General features: G+C 65.9%; 21 protein-coding genes and 1 pseudogene. 12 read left to right on the top strand and 10 right to left on the bottom strand.

Translation table 11 applies throughout. The annotated features are described in order from the left end of the window. The 3 genes and pseudogenes from LIG30_RS14550 to LIG30_RS14540 all read right to left on the bottom strand — a co-directional run. Positions 1–270, bottom strand: a pseudogene (locus LIG30_RS14550) (efflux transporter outer membrane subunit); the annotation flags it as partial. A 659-nt stretch (positions 271–929) separates the two neighbouring features. Further along, entirely contained in the window at positions 930–1,847 is a 918-nt protein-coding gene (locus LIG30_RS14545; RefSeq protein ID WP_038713297.1) for a LysR family transcriptional regulator, read from the bottom strand. 209 nt (positions 1,848–2,056) lie between these two features. Continuing rightward, positions 2,057–2,677, bottom strand: a complete 621-nt coding sequence (locus LIG30_RS14540; RefSeq protein WP_038713296.1) for a LysE/ArgO family amino acid transporter — start codon at positions 2,675–2,677, stop codon at positions 2,057–2,059. Between the two features lie 101 nt (positions 2,678–2,778). Here LIG30_RS14540 and LIG30_RS14535 point away from each other — a divergent pair, with 101 nt between their 5' ends. Further along, positions 2,779–3,672, top strand: coding sequence for a LysR family transcriptional regulator ArgP (locus LIG30_RS14535; protein WP_038713295.1), 894 nt, complete (start codon positions 2,779–2,781; stop codon positions 3,670–3,672). Between the two features lie 21 nt (positions 3,673–3,693). On the opposite strand, the gene fnr is transcribed toward LIG30_RS14535, so the two are convergent. The 3 genes from fnr to LIG30_RS14520 form a co-directional block, all read right to left on the bottom strand. Then, positions 3,694–4,440: a fumarate/nitrate reduction transcriptional regulator Fnr gene (fnr, locus tag LIG30_RS14530; protein WP_038713294.1), complete on the bottom strand. Its 747-nt coding sequence runs from the start codon at positions 4,438–4,440 to the stop codon at positions 3,694–3,696. A gap of 140 nt (positions 4,441–4,580) precedes the next feature. Then, positions 4,581–5,048 carry a universal stress protein gene (locus LIG30_RS14525; RefSeq protein WP_038713293.1) on the bottom strand — a complete coding sequence of 156 codons (468 nt, stop codon included), beginning with the start codon at positions 5,046–5,048 and terminating at the stop codon, positions 4,581–4,583. Between the two features lie 272 nt (positions 5,049–5,320). Next, positions 5,321–5,731, bottom strand: a complete 411-nt coding sequence (locus tag LIG30_RS14520; RefSeq protein ID WP_038713315.1) for a DUF3005 domain-containing protein — start codon at positions 5,729–5,731, stop codon at positions 5,321–5,323. A 278-nt stretch (positions 5,732–6,009) separates the two neighbouring features. Between LIG30_RS14520 and LIG30_RS14515 the strand changes: the two genes are divergently transcribed. Further along, a complete protein-coding gene (locus tag LIG30_RS14515; RefSeq protein WP_038713292.1) occupies positions 6,010–6,243 on the top strand; it encodes a hypothetical protein in 234 nt (77 codons plus the stop codon). 131 nt (positions 6,244–6,374) lie between these two features. Next, positions 6,375–7,295, top strand: coding sequence for a serine O-acetyltransferase EpsC (gene epsC / locus LIG30_RS14510; RefSeq protein WP_038713291.1), 921 nt, complete (start codon positions 6,375–6,377; stop codon positions 7,293–7,295). A 39-nt stretch (positions 7,296–7,334) separates the two neighbouring features. On the opposite strand, the gene LIG30_RS14505 is transcribed toward epsC, so the two are convergent. Next, entirely contained in the window at positions 7,335–8,138 is an 804-nt protein-coding gene (locus tag LIG30_RS14505; RefSeq protein WP_038713290.1) for an SDR family oxidoreductase, read from the bottom strand. Then, positions 8,139–8,768, bottom strand: a complete 630-nt coding sequence (gene folE / locus LIG30_RS14500; protein WP_038713289.1) for a GTP cyclohydrolase I FolE — start codon at positions 8,766–8,768, stop codon at positions 8,139–8,141. It abuts the gene before it with no gap. 308 nt (positions 8,769–9,076) lie between these two features. Here folE and LIG30_RS14495 point away from each other — a divergent pair, with 308 nt between their 5' ends. The 6 genes from LIG30_RS14495 to LIG30_RS14470 all read left to right on the top strand — a co-directional run bounded on the left by LIG30_RS14495 (position 9,077) and on the right by LIG30_RS14470 (position 14,592). Further along, positions 9,077–9,793 (top strand): 3-oxoacid CoA-transferase subunit A, encoded by a 717-nt coding sequence (locus LIG30_RS14495; protein WP_038713288.1) that lies wholly within the window; start codon positions 9,077–9,079, stop codon positions 9,791–9,793. A 22-nt stretch (positions 9,794–9,815) separates the two neighbouring features. Continuing rightward, positions 9,816–10,472 carry a 3-oxoacid CoA-transferase subunit B gene (locus tag LIG30_RS14490; protein ID WP_038713287.1) on the top strand — a complete coding sequence of 219 codons (657 nt, stop codon included), beginning with the start codon at positions 9,816–9,818 and terminating at the stop codon, positions 10,470–10,472. 80 nt (positions 10,473–10,552) lie between these two features. Then, on the top strand, positions 10,553–11,929 hold the full coding sequence (locus tag LIG30_RS14485; RefSeq protein WP_038713286.1) for a 3-carboxy-cis,cis-muconate cycloisomerase: 1,377 nt from the start codon (positions 10,553–10,555) through the stop codon (positions 11,927–11,929). Continuing rightward, a complete protein-coding gene (gene pcaD / locus LIG30_RS14480) occupies positions 11,929–12,714 on the top strand; it encodes a 3-oxoadipate enol-lactonase (RefSeq protein WP_038713285.1) in 786 nt (261 codons plus the stop codon). Before LIG30_RS14485 ends, pcaD begins: the two co-directional genes overlap by 1 nt. 12 nt (positions 12,715–12,726) lie before the next feature. After that, complete coding sequence (pcaC, locus tag LIG30_RS14475; protein ID WP_038713284.1) at positions 12,727–13,113, top strand: 4-carboxymuconolactone decarboxylase; 387 nt, start codon at positions 12,727–12,729, stop codon at positions 13,111–13,113. A 117-nt stretch (positions 13,114–13,230) separates the two neighbouring features. After that, the gene (locus tag LIG30_RS14470) at positions 13,231–14,592 is read left to right on the top strand and encodes an MFS transporter (RefSeq protein ID WP_038713283.1); all 1,362 of its coding nucleotides are present in this window, start codon (positions 13,231–13,233) and stop codon (positions 14,590–14,592) included. A gap of 170 nt (positions 14,593–14,762) precedes the next feature. On the opposite strand, the gene LIG30_RS14465 is transcribed toward LIG30_RS14470, so the two are convergent. Next, positions 14,763–15,011: a hypothetical protein gene (locus LIG30_RS14465; RefSeq protein WP_038713282.1), complete on the bottom strand. Its 249-nt coding sequence runs from the start codon at positions 15,009–15,011 to the stop codon at positions 14,763–14,765. Between the two features lie 559 nt (positions 15,012–15,570). Here LIG30_RS14465 and LIG30_RS14460 point away from each other — a divergent pair. The 3 genes from LIG30_RS14460 to LIG30_RS14450 all read left to right on the top strand — a co-directional run bounded on the left by LIG30_RS14460 (position 15,571) and on the right by LIG30_RS14450 (position 17,312). After that, positions 15,571–16,278, top strand: a complete 708-nt coding sequence (locus tag LIG30_RS14460; RefSeq protein ID WP_038713281.1) for a succinate dehydrogenase iron-sulfur subunit — start codon at positions 15,571–15,573, stop codon at positions 16,276–16,278. 335 nt (positions 16,279–16,613) lie between these two features. Beyond that, positions 16,614–16,817, top strand: a complete 204-nt coding sequence (locus tag LIG30_RS14455) for a cold-shock protein (protein WP_038713280.1) — start codon at positions 16,614–16,616, stop codon at positions 16,815–16,817. 153 nt (positions 16,818–16,970) lie between these two features. Beyond that, positions 16,971–17,312 (top strand): hypothetical protein, encoded by a 342-nt coding sequence (locus LIG30_RS14450; RefSeq protein ID WP_038713279.1) that lies wholly within the window; start codon positions 16,971–16,973, stop codon positions 17,310–17,312. Positions 17,313–17,405: 93 nt separating this feature from the next. On the opposite strand, the gene LIG30_RS14445 is transcribed toward LIG30_RS14450, so the two are convergent. Next, positions 17,406–18,023: a LysE family translocator gene (locus LIG30_RS14445; RefSeq protein WP_038713314.1), complete on the bottom strand. Its 618-nt coding sequence runs from the start codon at positions 18,021–18,023 to the stop codon at positions 17,406–17,408. Positions 18,024–18,462: the final 439 nt, after the last annotated feature.

Below are 18,462 nucleotides of genomic sequence, written 5' to 3'. Positions count from 1 at the left end.
GATCGTCGGGCTGCCGTCGAGTGCCTCGCCGATCAGCGCGGGCAGCTGCGGATCGCCGAACTGGCCGGCCCAGTCGAGCGACGGCCACGGGCCGCCTTCGGCGGGCAGGCTCTGCGAGGCGGCGAATTGCGATGCCGGGGCGATCTGCTTGTCGCTCTTGATGCCAATGTAGTTCGCGCAGCCGGCGAGCGTGAGCGCGCATGCCGTGGCGGCAAGCGTCACCGCTGCGCGGCACTTGCCCGCGCGTGCGTTGGCCGGAACGGCGATCATGTCGCCGCTCCGGAAGCGCGGTGCTCGGCGTTGGCTGAATTCATGTTGCTTCTCTCCATGACTTGTTTGTCTAATCGGCCATTGGCCGACACCGCACTGCGCGTACGCAGCGCCGCCGGTTTCGAGCCCCGTTGTTGCGGATCTTTCGGCGGACCGGCTTCAGCGGGAAAGAAGCGTGCAAGAGCACGCGTCCAGCGCGGCCCGAAAGGTGTCCGGCGGTGCCTCGGGGAATGTCCTGCCTTGTGTCCTCGGCCGGCCGCACCGTTGTTCCGGTGGCGTGGCCGCGCCCGGCGTGGCGCCGGACGCCAGCCGCGCGCGCGGCCTTGGCCCGGGTTGCGACCGGCGTCCGCTGCAGCAGTGGCTTGGGTGTGCGAGCGCGCGAGCATCGTGAGGTCGTCTTTCACCTCGAGCGCGCGGAGCATGCGGCGCCGCGTGAGCGTCACGCCGGCTCGCAACGTACGGAGTTCGCAGAACTGCGTGCCCGGGTGGGCAGCTCGCTTCAGGACAACGCTATCGTCGTCGTCTTCGGACAAGCGCACAGACTAGTGGCGCGGAAATGTCCGATCAATGTCGGCAATGGCATCAATTAAAAACAGCGCCGACAAGAATCGGTCCGGGCGCGGCACACGCGCCCGGACGACGTAAAGGAGGGGGCGCCGTCATGCGGACGGTGAATTGTTCGGCAGCGCCTCGAAGAACGCCACGGTGTGGTCGATGAATGCCCGTACCTTCGCCGGAAGCAGGGTGCGTGAACTGTAGGCGAGACGCAGCTCGGTCGCGGCGCCGACGAGCTTGAACGATTCGAGCACGCGCACGAGCCGTCCGGACGCCAGATCGTCCTGCACCAGCAGACTGGGCAGGCAGCCGATGCCGAACCCCCGTTGCACCATGCTCACGTTGAATGCGGCGTTGTTCGACGCAATCTCGAAGCGAAACGGCACCGTTACATCCTCGTGGCCGACGCGAAACGTCAGTTCGGCCTTGCGGATCGACGGCGATATCGCGACGAACACGTGCGACGCGAGGTCGGAAGGGTGGCGTGGCGCGGGGTGCTGTTTCAGGTAATCGGGCGACGCGACGATCGTAAATGGAATGTGTTCGACCTGCCGCGTGACGACGGTGTCGGAAGTCAGCATGAAAGGCAGCAGCAGGCCGACATCATAGCCCTCGGCGACGAGATCGACCGGACGCTCGGCGAGCGTCACGTCGATGTCGATCTTCGGATGCTTGCGCTTGAAACTCGCGACAAGCGGCGTGAGGCGGCTCATCGACGCCGTTGCGTGCGCGATCACGCGCAGCACGCCTGTCGGCTCGCGCGCCAGCATCGACGCGCCTTCCTCGAGCGCGTCGAGATCGGCAAGCACGCGCACGCAGCCGTCGTAGAACTGCTCGGCGGCCTCCGTCAACGAGATCTGGCGCGTCGTGCGATTGAACAGGCGGATGCCGAGCCGCTTCTCGAGCCCGGCGATGGCACGCGACACCACCGGCGCGGACAGGCCGAGGACATCTGCCGCGCGCGTGAAGCTGCGCGCTTCGACGACCGAGCAGAAGATTCGTAAGCTATCGATATACTCCATTGCAGACCGTAGAGAAAGGCATCGCGAACGGGGTTTCCGCGGTGGGCACGCCCGCCCATGGCGCGCCGAACCGGGACGAACCTGGGCGGCGCGCGGCGACCGGACGGAACGGGCGTCCTTTCAAGCGCCGGGTCGCGCCGCGTTGCGCGAATTTTATCGCCTCTTGCCCCTGCCGTAGACAGGCCGATGCGGCCGGCCCCTTCTGACGATCACCGGAACTGCACGGCCGCGAGCAACAGCACCATGCTTCCGATCGCACCGTCCAGCACGCGCCATGCCATCGCCCGGCGAAACCACGGCGCCAGCAGGCGCGCGCCATAACCCAGCCCGATGAACCACACCACGCTGACCGCCATCGCGCCGACCGCGAACGCGAATCGTGCGCCCTCCGGCTCGCGGGCGCCCGCGGTGCCGATCAGCAGGAACGTGTCGAGATAGACGTGCGGATTGAGCCACGTAAACGCGAGCGTCATCATCACGACCGCCAGACCGCTTTGCGGTGGCGGCGCGGCGGTGTCGCCACGCACGTCGAGCGTCGCGTGCCCGGGCGTGAACGCGCGCCGCAACGCGCTGATGCCGAACCACGCGAGATAGGCCAGACCGAGATACAGCACCGCATGCACGAAGGCCGGATAACGCTCGACGAGCGCCGATGCGCCGCCGACGCCCGCGCCGATCAGCAGGATGTCGGACAGCGTGCAGAGCAGCACGATCTTGCCGACGTGCGAACGCATGATGCCTTGTCGCAGCACGAATGCGTTCTGCGAGCCGATGGTGACGATGAGGGACGCGCACAGCGCCGCGCCGTGTGAGAAAGCGAGCCAGTTCATGATGGAAGCCGAAAGTGGACGGAAGAACCGTGTGGCGCTAGTCTGCGGGGTGCGCGGAAGTAAGAGAAGCTAAATCACCTAATGCAGATTAAGGAAATCTAATGCTCGACTATGCGCTGCTCGACGCCCTTGCGGCCGTCATTCGCCACGGCTCGTTCGAGCGGGCCGCCAAGGAGCTGAACGTCACGCCGTCCGCGGTCTCGCAGCGCGTGAAGCTGCTCGAGGAGCGGGTCGGCAGCGTGCTGGTGAAGCGCGGGCAACCGTGCGTCGCGACGACCTCGGGCGCGCTGCTGTGCCGCCACACCGAGCGCGTGCAGCTGCTCGAGGCGGAACTGTCCGGCCGGATGCCGGCGCTGCCCGGCGCGCTGGCCGCGGCGTGGCCGACGCTGCGCGTCGCCGTCAACGACGACAGCGTGGCGACCTGGTTCATCGATGCGGTCGGGCCGTTCTGCGCGGAACGCGAGACGCTGCTCGATCTGGTGATCGACGACCAGGACTACACGGCGGAGCGGATTCGCGACGGCAGCGTGCAGGGCGCGGTGACCGCGCAGGCGGAACCGATCCAGGGGTGCCGGTCGACCCGGCTCGGCCGCATCCGCTACCGCGCGGTGTGCTCGCCGGGGTTTTATGCGCGCTACTTTGGCGCGGGGATCAATCGCGACGCATTACGCCGCGCGCCATGCGTGATGTTCAATGCGAAGGACGGATTGCAGGCGCGTTTCATCCGGCGCGTGACGCGCGCGGATCTCGATCCGCCGCAGCACTGGATTCCGCACGTGGCGGGGTATCTGCGCGCGTGCGAGACGGGGCTCGGATGGGGGATGTGCCCGGACCGGATGGTCGAGCGCCAATTGGCGGCAGGGGAACTGGTGGACATGTCGGCGGGACGCACCGTCGACATCGAGCTGTACTGGCAGAGCTGGCGCCTGTCGATCGGCTGGCTCGACGATTTCAGCGCGGCGCTCAAGGCGCGCGCCGCGCTGTTTCTCGATTGACGCGCGCGCCGGGGCGGCGCGTCAGACGAGGTGCAGGCCGTCGAAATCGACGATGCGGACCATCCGGCCCTGCATTTCGATCAGCGCGCGCTTCTGGAACTTCGACAGCGTGCGGCTGACCGTTTCGAGCGTCATGCCGAGGTAGCTGCCGATGTCCTCGCGCGTCATCCGCAGGTTGAATTCGTTCGGCGAATAGCCGCGCTTCATGTAGCGCGTCGAAACGTCGAGCAGGAACGCCGCCACGCGCTCCTCGGCATTCAGCGAGCCGAGCAGCATGGTCTGCGACGTCTCGCGCACGATCTGCTCGCTCATCAGCTTGTGCATGCGCAGCTGCATCGTGCCGGCTTCCGAGCAGAGCGTCTTGAGCGCGCTGTACGGAATCACGCAGACCGAACTGTCTTCCAGCGCGATCGCGGTGCGCGGGTGGGTGTCGTCGCAAATGCCGTCGAGGCCGAGCGCTTCGCCGGCGAGATGCAGGCCGGTCACTTGCTCGCGGCCGTCGTGGCGGGTGGCGACCGTCTTGAGCGAGCCGGAGCGCACCGCATAGAGATTGTCGAACGTGTCGCCTTCGCGGAACAGCGCTTCGCCGCGCTTGACCGCGCGCGCGGCGCAGATGACCGTTTCGAGCCGGGTGAGCGCTTCGGGCGCGAGGCCTTGCGGCATGCACAGGTGCCGCATCGCGCACGACGAGCAGTGCGCTGCCTGTCGGGGCGCCCAGTTGCTGATCGGGGGGGCGACGGTGGGGCGGACGGCGACGGGCGTTAGCATGATTCTTTTACTCCGGCATTGGAATCGACGGGATGATTGTCCCACCGCAAGCTGGTGCTGTCGGGCGACAAAACGTCGCGATCCGTCGCACGCGAAACTTGCGGCGGGTCATCGCGCCGCCGTGGTCCTGCGGGCGGTGCTCAGCCTTCCTGACCAGGCGCGTGGGCGGCGGCCGGAATCAGCAGCACCGGTAGCGCCGCGTGACGCACGCATTGTTCGGCAATGCTGCCGAGTACGAGGCGGCGGACGCCGCGGCGGCCATGCGTGCCGAGCACGAGCAGATCGGCGTTGAACGCCTTCGCGCCGTCGAGGATCAGCGCCGAGACGTCGGTGAGCGACGTTGCCTCGGCGAGCTTCACCTCGCCCTTCACGCCGGTGGTCTGCATCCGCTGGCTGAATTCCTTCGCCAGTTCCTTGCCCTGCTCGAGCAGCTGGTCGCGCAGCACGGTCGGATCGTAGCCCGGCACGGTGTAATAGATCGCGGCATCTTCGACGACGTAGTACGGCTGCAGCTCGGCGCCGTGCGTTTGCGCGAGCGCGAGCGCGGCGTCGAACGCGTGGCGGGAAGTGGCGCTGCCGTCGACGGCAACCAGAATTCGCTTGTACATAGTGTCTCCGAGGTGCGGGGGGAAGTGAATCGGCCGGATGGCCAGTTGCACAGCATGCTGCTGCGACGCAGATTAAACGAATGCTGAAGAATTTGCAGCGCGGCAAAGCCACGCAGGCGGGAAGCCCGGGGCCGCACCGCCTCGGTGCGGCCTCGGGCCGTGGTTCGTCATCGCGCGCCGCAAGCCTGAAACGGGCGGCGCGCGCGTCGAGCATGCGCCGCCGATCAGTGCTGCGGGCCCGCGCTGCGGGTCATGCGCCCCGGAGGCGGCCGTTAGCGCCGCACGGTCGTCAATTCGATGATCCGTTCCGGACGCCGGGCATGCCCCGGCCAGTGTTCGCGCCCGCGCATCCGGTGCACGGGCCCGATGGTGTCTTCGGCAACGGGCGGCGGTGCGTCGAATCCCTTTTCGATCACCTCGTACCCTTCCCGCAATGCCAGCGCCGGATGATTGCCGCCTGGCCGGCTGTCGAACCCGGCGAGGCCGTCCGACGCCTCGGGCACCGCATTGACGAGCGACGCGTTGCTCGTCGTGACCTGATCCGGCGAAATTCCCGTCCCCCGGGCGAGACGCGCTGCCTCGTGGTTCTTGCCGTCGGTGTCCACGGTGCTGTCGTGCGTGTCGTCGTTGCATAGCTCGGCGCTGCGCGGATGCGGCGAGCGCATTTGATCAGACGATTCCATCGCAATCTCCATGCGGCGAACCCTTCCGGATCGAAGCAAGACCCGCTCCGGACGCGACGGGAAATGGCAGGCGGGCGGCCGCCGCAGCCGCTCGACGCGAGCCCTTTTGTCGGATTTTATTTCGCCTGGAAGTGGCGTTATTCACAGAGTATGATTCTTTCCGACGAAGCGGTGCAAGGGGACATGCAGGGAGACCGCTTTCGCCCGCCCAGGGCGCCGCAGCACCCTGACGGACGTGTAGTGAACAATAAAGCAAGGGACTTGAGGTGAGCGGACTCATGCAATCAACGACTGCCTTCACGCACCGCGGTTATCTGCTGAACTGTGCGCCGGCGCGCGCCAGCGACGGCTCGTTCAAGCCCTATGTCGTGATCTCGCGATCGAGCGACGGCGAACTGGTGGCGAACCGCTTCTTTCCCTCCGAGCTGCAATTCAACGAGGAAGGCGCCGCGATCGCGCATGCCCGCGACTGGGCGGTGCGCTGGATCGACGCGAGCAGCATCACGGTCTGACCTCGCGCGACGGCGCCCGCCGTCGCCGCCCGCGATCGCTGGGCTTCCCGCCGGAAAACGCGGTAATCTTGCGAAACCCGTCACTTTTTATTCGCGGCCGCGCATGCGTGCGCGGCTGCGTGCATTTGCATATGTCGAAATCGTCTGCCCGAAACTGGGGCCTTGAACAGATCGTTGCCGGATTGCGCGAATCGCGCGAGGAACTGCACCGCACGCGCCATCCGCGCGGCATTCGCGAGCTGCCGTCGCGCGACGCGATCTGCAAGATCGTCACCGGGCTGCGCGCGTCGATGTTCCCGACGCACTACGGCGCCCCCGACCTGACCGACGAAAGCGTCGACTACTACGTCGGCCATACGCTCGAAAGCACGTTGCGGATCCTGTCCGAGCAGATCCGCCGCGCGCTGCCGTTCCTGCCCGAATACGTCGATACGCCGCCCGCCGAGCTCGAAGCGCGCGCGTTCGACATCGCGCGCGAATTCGGCGAGCAGCTGCCGGCCATTCGCGCGCTGCTGGTCAGCGACATCCAGGCCGCGTATGCGGGCGATCCGGCCGCGCAGCACATTACGGAAATCCTGCTCTGCTATCCCGGCGTGCTCGCGATGATGCATCACCGTCTCGCGCATGCGCTGAACCGCCTCGGCGTGCCGCTGCTCGCGCGCTTCATCAATGAAATCGCCCATTCGGCAACCGGCATCGACATCCACCCCGGCGCGCAGATCGGGCCGAGCTTCTTCATCGACCACGGCACCGGTGTCGTGATCGGCGAAACCGCGATCATCGGCGAGCGCGTGCGCGTCTATCAGGCGGTCACGCTCGGCGCGAAGAGTTTCCCGTCCGATGGCGACGGCACGCTCGTCAAGGGCAACGCGCGGCATCCGATCGTCGAGGACGACGTGGTGATCTACGCGGGCGCGACGATTCTCGGCCGGGTGACGATCGGCCGCGGCTCGGTGATCGGCGGCAACGTCTGGCTCACGCACAGCGTGCCGCCCGGCACCAGCGTCGCGCAGGGCAAGATCCGCGAAGGCGATCGATCCGAGAAGCCGTGACGGCGCGGCGTGCGGCCCGCGCGCGCCGCACGCCGTACATCAATGCTTGCCGGCGGGCGAACGGTGCTTGTAGAGCACGTCCTGATCGACGCGGATCAGGTTCTGCCCCGCATCGACGACGAAATCCACGCCGTTGTACGCCGGCCCCGTCAGCAGCAGGATCGCCTGGGCGACGTCGTCCGGGCCGGCCACGCGCGCGAGCGGCGTCGACGCGTGGCTCGCGTGCTCGAAATCGGCGTCGGTCTGGTCGTCGCTCGGCAGCATCAGGCCGGGGAACACTGCGTTGACGCGCAGCACCGGCGCGGCCGACATCGCGAGCATCTGCGTCAGGTTGCCGAGCGCGGCCTTCGCGACCGTGTAGCTGAAATGGTCGCGGTGGAAGTTTTCCTTGATCTTCTGGTCGACCACATTGACGACGACACCCTGCGCGCCCGCGTCCCGCGCCCGCTCGTAGAACGCGCGCGCGAGCAGGATCGGCGCGCGGCAATTCACCGCCCATGCGGTGTCGAGCGCGGCCAGGTCGAAGCCGGGGAAGTGATCCTGCCAGAACACCGACGCGTTGTTGACCAGCACGTCGAGGCGGCCGAAGCGCGCATAGACGGCCTCGATCAGCGCGTCGATCTGCGTGGCGTCGGACAGGTCGGCCTGCAGCGCGACCGAGTCCGGTCCGCGCTCGGCGATCGCGCGGGCCGCCGCGTGTGCGGCGTCGGCCGAACGGTCGAAGTGAATCGCGGTGCGATAGCCGTGCGCGGCGAAATGCTCGGCGAACGCGCGTCCGGCGCGGCGGGCCGCACCGGTCACGAGCACCACCGGCGCGCCGGCCGTTTGCTTCGTTGACTGCATTTACGTATTCGTCAGGTTCACAGAGGACGGGTTGGCGACGATCGACAGGAATTCGCGCCGCGTCGACGGATCGGTGCGGAACGTGCCGAGCATCCGCGACGTCACCATCTCGACGCCAGGCTTGTGGATGCCGCGCGTCGAGATGCACTGGTGCGCCGCCTCGAGGATCACGCCGACGCCTTTCGGCTGCAGCACGTCGAACAGCGCGTCGGCGATCTGCACCGTCATCTTTTCCTGGATCTGCAGGCGCTTCGCGAACGCGTCGACGAGCCGCGCGAGCTTCGAGATGCCGACGACGCGGTGGTTCGGCAGATAGGCGACGTGCGCGCGCCCGATGATCGGCACCATGTGGTGCTCGCAGTAGCTCTCGAACCGGATGTCCTTCAGCACGATCATTTCGTCGTAGCCGTCGACTTCGCTGAACGTGCGCGCGAGGATGTCGCGCGGCTCGATCCCGTAACCCGAGAAGAACTCTTCATACGCACGCACGACGCGCGCCGGGGTGTCGACGAGCCCTTCGCGTTCGGGATTGTCACCCGCCCAGCGCAGCAGCACGCGCACGGCTTCTTCGGCCTCTTTGCGGCTCGGCCGGGATGCGCCGTGGTCCGGCGGCGAGGATTTCTTGCCCATGTATTCGCTCCATCGAGTGCGGCCGCTCATCGCGGCGCGGTTCGGGGGCATTGTTTCACGCTTTTGCCGCGTGTGCGTGCCGCGGCGGCCCGCGCCTGACGCGCCGCTCCCGTCCCCGCCCCCGAGACATCCCGCCTTGACAACGCGCTTGGCGCGATTCTATGATCCTCGCATCGTTCGCTAATCGAATCTGGGTTCGAATAGCGAACAAATGCCGGGGCTCGACACAGATCCGGCGCGGCACGCGGGCTGCGCGTGTCCCATCGACATGCCGCGCATCGGGCCGCGGGTTCGTATCAGGAAGAGACATGGTCAACAAGATTTTCGATTCGCTTCAATCGGCGGTGGCCGACGTTCACGATGGCGCGACGATCATGATCGGCGGCTTCGGCACGGCCGGCATGCCGTCGGAGCTGATCGACGCGCTGATCGCGCAGGGCGCGCGCGACCTCACGATCGTCAACAACAACGCGGGCAATGGCGAGACCGGTCTCGCGGCGCTGCTGAAGGCGAAGCAGGTGCGCAAGATCATCTGCTCGTTCCCGCGCCAGAGCGATTCGCAGGTGTTCGACGCGCTGTACCGCGCGGGCGAGATCGAGCTGGAACTCGTGCCGCAAGGCAACCTGGCCGAGCGCATCCGCGCGGCGGGCGCCGGGATCGGCGGCTTCTTCACGCCGACCGGCTACGGCACGAAGCTCGCCGAAGGCAAGGAAACCCGCGTGATCGACGGCAAGCCGTATGTGTTCGAGACCCCGATCCACGCCGATTTCGCGCTGGTGAAGGCGTACAAGGGCGACCGCTGGGGCAACCTCGTCTATCGCAAGACCGCGCGCAACTTCGGGCCGATCATGGCGAGCGCCGCGAAAGTGGCGATCGTGCAGGTGTCGGAAGTCGTGCCGCTCGGCGGCCTGGATCCGGAACACATCGTGACGCCGGGCATCTTCGTGCAGCGCATCGTCGAAGTGCCGCAAGCCGCGCATGCGGCCGAACTGGCCGCCGAGCGCGCCGCAAACCAGGCAGCCTGAGCGCCCGGACAGGAGAACACAGATGAAACGATTGACCCGCGATGAAATGGCCAAGCGCGTCGCGCAGGATATTCCCGAAGGCGCGTATGTGAACCTCGGCATCGGCGTGCCGACGCTGGTGGCGAACCACCTCGATCCGAGCAAGGAGATCTTCCTGCACAGCGAGAACGGCCTGCTCGGCATGGGCCCGGCCCCGGCGCCCGGCCTGGAAGACGACGAACTGATCAACGCCGGCAAGCAGCACGTGACGCTGCTGACGGGCGGCGCGTATTTCCACCACGCCGATTCGTTCGCGATGATGCGCGGCGGCCATCTGGATTACTGCGTGCTGGGCGCGTTCCAGGTATCGGCCGGCGGCGATCTGGCGAACTGGCACACCGGCGCGCCGGACGCGATTCCGGCTGTCGGCGGCGCGATGGACCTCGCGATCGGCGCGAAGCAGGTGTTCGTGATGATGGAACACCTGACGAAGCAGGGCGAAAGCAAGATCGTCGCGCAATGCTCGTATCCGGTGACCGGCGTGAACTGCGTGAGCCGCATCTACACGGATCTGGCGGTGCTCGACGTCACCCGCGACGGCCTCGCGGTGAGCGAGATCTTCACGGACCTGTCGTTCGACGAGCTGGAGAAGCTGACCGGCGTGCCGCTGATCGACGCGACGCAAAAGGCCGCGGCCTGAACCGGACGCCGGCATGCGCGCCGCGCATGCCGGTGCGCTTCGTTGGACAATAAGCGCACCCCGTCTCCATTCCTGATGCCATGCTCGAAGACAGCGCCCGCCTGACCTCCCTCATCTGCGGCACCGAGCCGCTCAACCGGATCTGGTCGCCTCGCGCGACGATCCAGCGCATGCTCGACGTCGAGGCGGCGCTCGCGCGCGCGCTCGCCGCGCAGCAGGTGATCCCGGCCGCCGCGGTCGCCGCGATCGAACGCGCGTGCGACGCCGGCCAGCTCGACGCCGAAGCGCTCGCGCGCGACGCCGCGCTCGGCGGCAATCTGGCGATTCCGCTCGTCAGGCAACTGACCGCGCGCGTGAAGCAGGACGATCCCGAAGCCGCGAAATTCGTGCATTGGGGCGCGACGAGCCAGGACATCATCGACACCGCGACCGTGCTGCAACTGCGCGACACGCTCGACGTGCTCGAGCCGCTGCTCGACGCCGCCTGCGCGTCGCTGGCCGGCCTTGCCCGCGCTCATCGCGCGACGCCGGCGATCGGGCGCACCTGGCTGCAACAGGCGCTGCCGATCACGCTCGGCCTGAAGTTCGCGCAGTGGCTCGATGCGCTGCTGCGTCATCGCGCGCGCTTCGCCGAATTGCGCGCGCGCGCGCTGGTGCTGCAGTTCGGCGGCGCGGCCGGCACGCTCGCGAGCCTGCGCGAACACGCGTCCGGCGTGACGGCCGCGCTCGCCGCCGATCTGCGGCTCGCGCTGCCGGCCGTGCCGTGGCACACGCAGCGCGACCGCATAGCCGAAGCGGCCGCATGCTTCGGCATGCTGACCGGCACGCTCGGCAAGATCGCGCGCGACGTGTCGCTGCAGATGCAGACCGAAGTCGGCGAACTGGGCGAGCCCGCCGCAGCGGGCAAGGGCGGCTCGTCGACGATGCCGCACAAGCGCAACCCGGTCGGCTGCGCGGCCGTGCTGACGGCGGCCGTGCGCGCGCCCGGCCTCGTCGCGACGGTGTTCGCCGGGATGGTGCAGGAACACGAGCGCGCGCTCGGCGGCTGGCAGGCCGAATGGGATGCGCTGCCCGATCTCGCGCGGCTGACGGGCGGCGCGCTCGCGCAGATCGCACAGATCGCCGCCGGCCTCGACGTGAACACCGAGCGGCTCGCGGCCAATCTCGACCTGACTCGCGGCCTGATCCTCGGCGAAGCCGTGATGCTCGCGCTCGGCGACAAGATCGGCCGGCTCGACGCGCATCACGTCGTCGAGCACGCGTCGAAGGAAGCCGTGCGCAGCGGCGCGACGCTGTTCGACGTGCTCGCGGCCGATCCGGCGGTCGCCGCTCACCTGTCGCGCGACGCGCTCGCGCATTTGCTCAACCCCGCACATTACGTCGGCGAGGCGCATGCCTATGTCGATGCCGTGCTCGCGGCCTACGCGAGCCAGAACCAGAACCCAGGAGAATTCTGATGCCTTTCGCTACTGTCAACGGCGTGAAACTGCACTACCGGATCGACCGCGCTTCGCGCGACGACGCGCCGTGGCTCGTCTTTTCGAATTCGCTCGGCGCCGATCTGTCGATGTGGGCGCCGCAGATCCGTTCGTTCTCGCAGCACTTCAACATCCTGCGCTACGACACGCGCGGCCACGGCCATTCCGACGCGCCGGCCGGCTCGTACACGATCGAGCAGCTCGCGGGCGACGTGATCGGCCTGATGGATCACGTCGGCATTGCGCGCGCGCACTTCTGCGGGATTTCGATGGGCGGGCTGACCGGTGCGGCGCTCGCCGCGCGCTACCCGTCGCGGATGGCGCGCGTCGTGCTCTCGAACACCGCCGCGAAGATCGGCACGCCGGAAGTGTGGGCGCCGCGCGCCGCGAAGGCGCGGGCCGAAGGGATGGCCGCGCTCGCCGACGCGGTGCTGCCGCGCTGGTTCACGGCCGCGTTCGTCGAGCGCGAGCCGCGCCTGCACGACCTGATCCGCGACACGTTCCTGCACATCGACAAGGACGGCTATGCGGCGAACTGCGATGCACTGAACGCCGCCGACCTGCGCGAAGAAGTGAAGTCGATCGCGCTGCCGGTGCTCGTCGTGACGGGCGAGCACGACATGTCGACGCCGCCCGACCAGGGCCGCGCGCTGGCGGCCGCGATTCCGGGCGCGCGTCACGTCGAATTCGACGCCGCGCACATTTCGAACATCGAGTGCACGGATGGCTTCAACCGCGCGCTGCTCGATTTCCTGACCGCCTGAGGAGTGCGCACGATGGATGACCAGCAACGTTACGACGCGGGCATGAAGGTGCGCCGCGCGGTGCTCGGCGACGCGCACGTCGACCGTTCGCTCGAGCACCGCACCGAGGTGAACGAGGAATTCCAGAACCTGATCACGCGCTACGCGTGGGGCGAGATCTGGACGCGTGAGGGCTTGCCGCGCCATACGCGCAGCATGCTGACGATCGCGATGATGGTGGCGCTCAACCGCGGCGAGGAACTCGCGCTGCATCTGCGCGCTGCGCGCAACAACGGCGTGACGCGCGACGAGATCAAGGAAGTGCTGCTGCAGACCGCGATCTATTGCGGCGTGCCGGCGGCGAACTCGGCGTTCCACCTCGCCGACAGGATTTTCCAGGAGCAGGACGAGGCCGGCTGACATTCGGGCCGGACCCAGGCGAGGCGCGTTTCCGCGCGCCTCCGACAACCGACGCGCCGGCAGTGAATCGGCGCGCGGCGCATCGCCCACGATGCAAAAAAAGACAGGAGACAAGCAATGAATCGCACCCCGGTCGTCAACGTACAGACCTTCATCAATACGCAGCCATTCGGCGGCTTCCAGTGGCTCATCTTCTTTCTGTGTTTCGTGATCGTCCTGCTGGACGGCTTCGACACGGCGGCGATCGGCTTCATCGCACCGTCGCTGCTCACCGAATGGCACCTGACCAAGCCTGATCTCGCGCCCGTATTGAGCGCCGCGCTGTTCGGCCTCGCGTGCGGCGCGCTCGTGTCGGGTCCGCTTTCCGATCGCCTCGGGCGGCGCGTGCTGCTGCTCGGCTCGGTGTTCCTGTTCGGCGTGGCCTGTTTCGCGTCCGCGTTCTCGTCGAGCCTCGGGCAGCTCACGGTCCTGCGCTTCGTCACCGGCGTCGGCCTGGGCGCCGCGATGCCGAACGCCGTCACGATGATGGGCGAATTCTGTCCCGACCGGCGCCGCGCGACCCTGATCAACCTGATGTTCTGCGGCTTTCCGCTCGGCGCGGCGTTCGGCGGCTTCCTCGCCGCATGGATGATTCCGCATTTCGGCTGGCGCAGCGTGCTGATGCTCGGCGGCGCGACGCCGCTGGTGCTCGGCGTGCTGCTGCTCGTCAAGATGCCGGAATCGGTGCGCTTCATGGTCGCCAGCGGCCAGCCCGTCGACCGGATTCGCGCGACGCTGTCGCGCATCTCAAGCGAAGCGATGAACGCCGGCTCGTTCGTGATGACGGAGACCGCGCCGCAGACGGGCGGAAAGGGCCTCGGCGTCGTGCTGTCGCGGTCGTACCTCGTCGGCTCCGTGATGCTGTGGGTCGCTTACTTCATGGGCCTCGTGATCTTCTACGCGTCGATCAACTGGATGCCGATCCTGCTGAAGGATGCCGGCCTGACGCCGAAGAGCGCGACGCTGATCTCGGCGCTGTTCCCGCTGGGCGGCGTCGGCGCCGTGCTGTGCGGCATGCTGATGGACCGTTTCAACGCGAACCGCGTGATCGCGCTGTGCTATGCGCTGACGGCCGTCAGCGTGTACGCGATCGGGCAGGCGGTCGGCAACGTCGGGCTGCTCGTGCTGGTCGTGTTCGTCGCCGGCGTGCTGATGAACACCGCGCAGTCGTCGATGCCCGCGCTCGCGGCGGCGTTCTATCCGACCCAGGGGCGTGGCACCGGGGTCGCGTGGATGCTCGGCGTCGGGCGCTTCGGCGGCATTGCGGGTTCGTTTCTCGTCGCCGAACTGACGCGGCGCCATTTCACGTTCGCGGGCGTGTTCGCGACGATTGCGGTGGCTGGCGTGCTGTCTTGCGTCGCGCTGCTGATCAAGCAGGCCGCGCGGCCGCATGGGGTCACGCAGCAGCAGCCGGGCGACGCGGAGCCGCTCGGACACTGAGCGGCCAGCCTCGCCAGCCGGTTTGCGCTGCCGCGCTCAGGCGTGGCAGCGATGGCGACCGGCGCGCATCGGCGCGCGGGGCGCGATGCGCCGGTTAATTGGATACGCGCGCGCCCCTCGGCGCATGTCCGCCGGATTCGGGGATCGACGATGCGGTAGCGTGCGCGCCGCTATTCTTCCGCGTCGTGGTGTTTGACGAACTGGCGCAGATACGCGAGAAGCGCAGCATCGCGGCTGCGATGATCGGCGAGATTGGGGGCACCCATGTCCTCCTCCTCGCCGAACAGGGTCGGCGGCGCGCAATACGTGCCGATCTCGATGTCTTCGCGCAGTACCCGGATGTCGTGGGTGTCCTGGTAATACTCGGCGACCCAGTGCATCCCTTCGATGTGCTCGCCCATCCTCAGCATTGGCCTCATCGGCTTTCTCCCGACAATAGCGGCTCGACCGGCCACCCGGTTTTGCCCGCCCTGAATTCAAGCCTACGCCTGCGGGCGGCGAATCTCAACGGGCGGGATCGCGGGTGTTGCGCCGGATCACCGCGGCAACAGGTGCGCGACGAGCGGATACAGGGACAGGATCAGCAGCATGAAAAACAGCCCGGTGGCTGTTGTGCGCCGCCTGACCGTGGAAACCCGAACGCTGCATTTCGTTAAAAATATCATGTCGTGATATATATTGTTAAGTGGCATGCGATGTACGCCGGGCATCGCGCGAGCGGTCGAACGAAAGCCCGCACGAGACACGTCACGTCGACGGCGGACTGTGCGGTCCGCTTGACATCAGCATTTGCAGTTCGAGGCCCATCGTGCGCACGACGAATGCAAGGGGGCACGACGCCAGGAGGATCCATGCAAGCATCCGCTCCGGAGTGGATGTCTGTTAGTGGTGTGCCGTGATGCGGGGCGGGTCGAGTCGAAAGCGATCGCTACCCATTGGATTTCGTCGCCCAATCTTCGATGAAATTGGAGAGACGCCGTGAGTGATACAAGAACGTTCGAGATATATCGATACGATCCGGACAAAGACGCCAAACCTTACATGCAAGTCTTCACGATTGATGTCACGTCGGCCGGAAGAATGCTATTGGATGTGCTCATTCGCCTCAAGGCGCTGGACGAAACGCTCAGCTTCCGGCGTTCCTGTCGCGAGGGGGTATGTGGCTCGGACGCCATGAACATTAATGGCAAGAACGGCCTCGCTTGCGTGACCAACCTCAACGATCTTCCCGTTCATACTGTGCTGCGACCGTTACCCGGCCTCCCGGTCGTACGTGATCTGATCGTCGACATGACGGCGTTTTTCAAGCAATACCACTCTATCAAGCCCTACCTGATCAACGAAACGCCGCCTCCCGAGCGCGAGCGACTCCAGTCGCCGCAGCAACGTGATCAACTCGACGGCCTGTACGAATGCATCCTGTGTGCGTGCTGCTCCAGCGCATGTCCGTCGTACTGGTGGAATCCCGACAAGTACGTCGGTCCGGCCGGACTGTTGCAGGCCTGTCGCTTTCTGGTGGACTCCCGCGACGAGGGAACGGCCGCGCGACTGGACAACCTCCATGATCCGTACCGCCTGTTCCGATGCCGGACGATTCTGAACTGCACCGATGTTTGCCCAAAAGGATTGAATCCCGCAAGGGCGATCGGGGAGATCCGCACCATGATGGCACGCAGGATGATCTGATTGACCCACCCGGGTTGCAAGAGGCGCTTGCCATGGCAATGCAGCACGCATCACAAGGGGAACTGATTGACGTTCGGCCGCTGGGCGAGGCACTGCGGAATTCGAAATCCATCATGTGCTGTGGAAACCAGCGTGGCGATAATGGGGTTTTAACTTAGAACGACTTGTTTCTTGGTGTTCTTGAATAGCTGAAATAGATTTATTTTTTTGTTGACGCCCGCAATCCGAGGCGGCAATAGTGTCGATGCGCGATGCGTTTGCAATACCGTTCGTTGAAGCGTCGCCTCGTGCCTTCTTGAAATGACAAATCTGCGGTTACTTTTTCTGAATTATTTATGACGACCGGTATTGTGAAGTGGTTTAACGACGCCAAGGGCTTTGGGTTCATTACGCCGGACGACGGCGGTGAGGATGTGTTCGCGCACTTTTCCGAAATTCAGGCCACGGGATTCAAGTCGTTGCAAGAGAGCCAGCGCGTCAGCTATGAGGTCAAGCAAGGCCCCAAGGGCAAGCAGGCAGCGAATATCCGCGCGCTTTAAGTTGCGGGCGGCGCAAAGCCGAGTACACCCGTGAGTGCGTGGTTCGGAGCGTTCCGTGACGCGGTAACGCTTCGTCGATGGCAATGCGCCAGCGCCGCTCATGGTTGTTGTTCTGCTTGTGGCCAACGTGCAGTATCGCCAAGGAGCAGCGTAATGTACATCGTGATGATGGTGGCGTTGGCGCTTGCGCTGCACGCTCGCCACCTGCACAGGCAACTGACCGGGACGACATTGGTGCGTCGCGATGTGAGCGGCGCAATGCTTCGCCATGAGGTGTGGCGCCGCGTACGCATGGAACTACCGCCAAAACACGTTTCGGCCTACGCAGAGCCCAGGGAAGTTCGGATGCGGGTGCTCCGCTTTGCCGGCATAGCCTGCCGGTGCGAGGAGCTCAGCGTCGCATTACCGGCGGAGGCCTGCTCGCGCCTTGGCGACATTGCTGTCCAGGAGTTTGACGAGCGCTTCCCTTCGCGGCTTCAAGTCGCGCCGCAATGAGAGCGCGTCGTCGAGGATACGCCCAGGGAAGTGGGCTGCTCCAGTCACTCTGCGGCATCAAGGCGTCATCGGCGCGAGTCGGGCGGCGTCCAGTCAGGCTGCTACCAGTTTCGCGATGAGTGGATAGAGCGACAGCACGAGCAGCAACGCCATCGTCACGTTGAACGCGCGCAGCCTGCGCGGATTCGACAGGAAGCCGCGCATGCCTTGTCCGAATGCGGCCCACAGGCTGATGCTCGGAAAGCCAACACAAATGAACACGATAGCCATGCCGATTGCGTTGGCGCCATAGCTGGCGGACAACTGAATTGTCGTCGCCGCGGTCAGCACCATGATCCACGCCTTCGGGTTGACCCACTGGAACAGCGTGGCCTCGACGAACGTCATCGGACGAGACTTTCCATTGACGGTGTTCAACCCTCCGGAAGTACCGATCTTCCAGGCGAGATACAGCAGATAGGCGACGCTCGCGATCTCGAGCGCGTTGTAGCACGCCGGGAAGCGCGTGAATGCCTCGCCAAGACCAAACCCCACCGCCAGCATCATGATCGCGACGCCGGTGCTGATGCCAACCATGTGCGGCATCGTGCGGCGGAAACCGAAATTCACGCCCGACGCGAGCAGCATGGTGTTGTTCGGGCCGGGGGTGATCGAGGTGACGAGCGCGAACAGCATGCCGGCGGGCAGGGCGCTCAGGGTGATGAAGTCCATCGTGTCGCTCTCCATGTGTCGATGCGGGGGATGGAGGCAGTGTAGCGATGGTTGACGGTACAGTACCGGTACAGTTTGATTGACGGTTGCCGGTACGGGACCGGGGGGAATGGCAAACCCGCTCATTCAGATGTTGGGTCTCGGAAAAGTTGTCCAGATTCTCAATATGTTGTCTTTGAATAAAAGACGGATTTTTTGATGATCGGCGATTGAATTGCTTAATTTATGAGAAAACGTCGATTATATTTGTTAGATACGAAATATATGCGCAATCTTCGTTTGTCGAGATGTCCGCATAACTTGTCGACTAGGATGTAAGTGATCGCTCACTATCAAGGGGCATGCCAACCGGGCGGGAGGGGCACCGCGGACCCTGGTCAGCGAGTATGATCAATACTCACCGGTGGGTGAGGTTCTCATAGAAGTAATAGCGCACGCC

The sequence above is a fragment of the Burkholderia sp. lig30 genome (assembly GCF_000687455.2).
Taxonomy (GTDB): Bacteria; Pseudomonadota; Gammaproteobacteria; order Burkholderiales; family Burkholderiaceae; genus Burkholderia.
This window is presented reverse-complemented; position numbering and strand designations above follow the sequence as displayed.